General features: G+C 71.4%; 1 pseudogene. It reads left to right on the forward strand.

From position 1 onward, the window contains the following. Positions 1-222, forward strand: a pseudogene (locus EN851_RS35985) (tetraacyldisaccharide 4'-kinase); the annotation flags it as partial. Positions 223-241 lie beyond the last annotated feature (19 nt).

Genomic DNA, 241 nt, shown 5'->3' on the forward strand with positions numbered 1-241 from the left:
CGCGAGAAGGTGGCGGCGCCCGTGCTTTGCGTCGGCAATCTCACCGTCGGCGGCAGCGGCAAGACGCCCGTCGCCATCGCGCTGGCGAAACAGGCAAGGCGCATGCAGCTCACGCCCGGCTTCCTGTCGCGCGGCCATGGCGGCTCCTTCGCCAAGCCGCATGTCGTCGATGCGCATCACGACGCCGCCAAGCATGTCGGCGACGAGCCGCTGCTGCTCGCCTAGCACGCGCCGGTGGCGG

Source organism: Mesorhizobium sp. M8A.F.Ca.ET.208.01.1.1 (assembly GCF_004791315.1).
In the GTDB taxonomy this organism is placed as follows: domain Bacteria; phylum Pseudomonadota; class Alphaproteobacteria; order Rhizobiales; family Rhizobiaceae; genus Mesorhizobium.